This is a genomic window from Ruminococcus sp. CAG:379 (genome assembly GCF_000434255.1).
Lineage (GTDB): Bacteria > Bacillota > Clostridia > Oscillospirales > Ruminococcaceae > Ruminococcus_F > Ruminococcus_F champanellensis.
In genome coordinates, this window is the sequence record NZ_FR894914.1 from 20,801 (window position 1) to 23,945 (window position 3,145).

General features: G+C 57.0%; 2 protein-coding genes. Both read left to right on the top strand.

What is annotated here, in order from left to right; genetic code table 11:
• A partial coding sequence (uvrA, locus tag QVO51_RS08880; RefSeq protein ID WP_288168049.1) for an excinuclease ABC subunit UvrA occupies positions 1-1,699 on the top strand: 1,699 nt, incomplete at its 5' end.
• 92 nt (positions 1,700-1,791) lie between these two features.
• Entirely contained in the window at positions 1,792-3,126 is a 1,335-nt protein-coding gene (locus QVO51_RS08885) for a GH1 family beta-glucosidase (protein ID WP_022358113.1), read from the top strand.
• The last annotated feature ends 19 nt before the right edge of the window (positions 3,127-3,145 follow it).

The following is a 3,145-nucleotide window of genomic DNA, read 5'->3' on the forward strand; positions in this document are numbered from 1 at the left end:
TGAAGGGGTCATCCACAACCTGGAACGCCGATACCGGGAATCCGGCAGCGAGTCGTCCCGGGAAAGTACGGAGGAACTCATGTCCGAGGTCAGCTGTCCGGATTGCCACGGCAGACGGCTCAAGCCGGAATCCCTTGCAGTCACCGTCGGGGGCATCAACATCAGCCAGCTATGCGATTACTCCGTGACCCAGGCCATTGACTTTTTCAAGCACTTGCAGCTGACGGATCGGGAGCAGATGATCGCCCGGCTGATCATCAAGGAGATCAATTCCCGGCTGGGATTCCTCAGCAGCGTGGGGCTGTCCTATCTGACCCTGTCCCGGGCAGCAGGCACATTGTCCGGCGGCGAAAGCCAGCGGATCCGGCTTGCCACCCAGATCGGCTCCTCCCTGATGGGGGTGCTGTATATTCTGGACGAGCCCAGCATCGGTCTGCACCAGCGGGACAATGACAAGCTGATTGCCACCCTGAAACGGCTGCGGGATCTGGGAAATACGGTGATCGTGGTGGAGCATGACGAGGACACCATGCGGGCGGCGGATTACATTGTGGACATCGGTCCCGGTGCCGGGGTCAACGGTGGACAGATCGTCTGTGCCGGTACCTACCAGGACATTGTGGCATGCAAGAACTCCGTCACCGGGCAGTACCTCAGCGGCGCAAAGCGGATCCCCCTGCCGGAAAGCCGACGGCCGGGCAACGGGAAATCCCTGTGTTTTTATGGGGCGGCAGAGCATAACCTGCGAGACATTGACGTGGAGATCCCCCTGGGCAAGTTTGTATGCGTCACCGGCGTATCCGGCTCCGGGAAATCCTCTCTGGTCAATTCCATCATCTACCGGCATCTGGCAGCCAAGCTGAACCGGGCAAAGCTGAAGCCGGGCGCTTTCCGGACATGCACCGGACTGGAGCATCTGGACAAGGTCATCAACATTGACCAGTCCCCCATCGGCAGAACCCCCCGTTCCAATCCTGCCACCTACACCGGGGTATTCACGGACATCCGGGAGCTGTTCGCCAGAACGGAGGATGCCAAGACCCGTGGCTATGATGCAGGCAGATTCTCCTTCAACATCAAGGGGGGACGATGCGAGGCATGCGAGGGAGATGGTATTCTGAAAATCGAGATGCATTTTCTTCCGGATGTATATGTGCCCTGCGAGGTATGCAAGGGACGGCGGTACAACCGGGAGACCCTGGAGGTACACTACAAGGGCAAATCCATTTACGATGTGCTGGAAATGACGGTGGACGAAGGAGTAGAATTCTTTGAAGCCATTCCCAAGATCGCCCGGAAGCTGAAAACCCTCCAGGAGGTGGGGCTTGGGTATGTGAAGATCGGACAGCCTGCCACCACCCTGTCCGGCGGAGAAGCCCAACGGGTAAAGCTGTCCACGGAGCTGTCCAAGCGCCCCACCGGCAAGACCATCTATATCCTGGACGAGCCCACCACCGGTCTGCATACGGCGGACGTACACAAGCTCATTGAGGTACTCAGCAAGCTGGTGGACACTGGCAACACTGTGCTGGTCATTGAGCACAACCTGGACGTAATCAAGGTGGCGGATCATATCATTGATCTGGGTCCCGAAGGGGGCGACGGGGGCGGAACCCTGGTGGCAGCAGGCACGCCGGAGGAAATTGCCGCCCATCCGGAATCCTATACCGGACGGTATCTGCAACCATATCTGAAATAATATTTCCAAACCTACGAATTCACAATTTGTTCATTGCATTCATACCACGGGCGTGTTATAATGCACCCATCATTTGCGAAAGGAGCAAACATATGAGTTTTCAGAAGGACTTTTTATGGGGCGCTGCAGCTGCCTCTTATCAGGTAGAAGGCGCATACCAGGAGGACGGCAAGGGGTTGAATATCTGGGACGTATACACCCGGGAGCCAGGGCATGTGGCGTTCAACGAGAACGGGGATGTGGCATGCGACCACTATCACCGGTTCAAGGAGGATGTGGCGCTGATGAAGCAGATCGGTCTGAAGGCATACCGACTGTCCATCAGCTGGACACGGGTGATCCCCAACGGCACCGGAGAGGTAAATCCCGCCGGTATTGCCTTCTACAACGCACTGATCGATGAGCTGCTGGCAGCAGGCATCGAGCCATTGGTCACCATCTTCCACTGGGACTACCCCTATGCCCTCCACTGCCGGGGCGGCTGGCTCAATCCTGCATCCTCTGACTGGTTTGAAGCATACACCAGGGTGCTGGTAGACAGCTTCTCCGACCGGGTACGGTGCTGGATGACCATCAATGAGCCCCAGGTATTCATCACAGACGGCTACAAGAACGGAAATTTTGCACCCTTTATGAAGCATCCGGACGGAGATCTGATCCAGATGACCCACAATGTGCTGCTGGCACACGGCAAGGCTGTCCACACCATCCGGGCACATGCAAAGCGCACTCCCATCGTAGGCTTTGCACCCACTGGTCCCTGTGTGGTTCCTGCAAGTGATGCGCCGGAGGATATAGAACGGGCACGGGCGGCATCCTTTGATTTCAACAGGGACAACTACACCTCCAGCAATGCCTGGTGGGGAGACCCCATTGCGCTGGGGCACTACAGCCCCAGGGCATATGAATTGTTCGGGGATCTGATGCCAAAGGAGAATCCGGAGGAAATGGCTCTGATTTCCCAGAAGCTGGATTTCTACGGTGCAAACATCTACTGGAGCATGCAGGGAGGCGAACTGGGCACCACCCTCACCGGCTGCCCGAAAAGCAATCTGGCATGGCCTCTGACGCCGGATGTGATGTACTGGTCCATCCGGTTCCTGCATGAGCGCTACCATCTGCCGCTGATGATTACCGAAAACGGCATGGCTGGTCACGACTGGGTGGCATTGGACGGCAAGGTGCATGACCCGGATCGGATCGACTATCTGACCCGGTATCTGCGCAGCTGCAAGCGTGCAGTGGAGGAAGGGCTGCCCCTGATCGGCTATATGCACTGGTCCATTATGGACAACTTTGAATGGGCGCGGGGCTATGACCAGCGATTCGGTCTCATCCATGTGGATTACGGTACCCAGAAGCGTACTCTGAAGGATTCCGCCTACTGGTACGCAACCGTCATTGCGGAAAATGGCGAAAATCTCTGATTGTAAGGCAATGCAAAGC

Excerpts from the sequence above, each read along its gene's own strand:
- QVO51_RS08885 (WP_022358113.1), top strand. The coding sequence starts at position 1,792 with ATGAGTTTTCAGAAGGACTTTTTATGGGGCGCTGCAGCTGCCTCTTAT.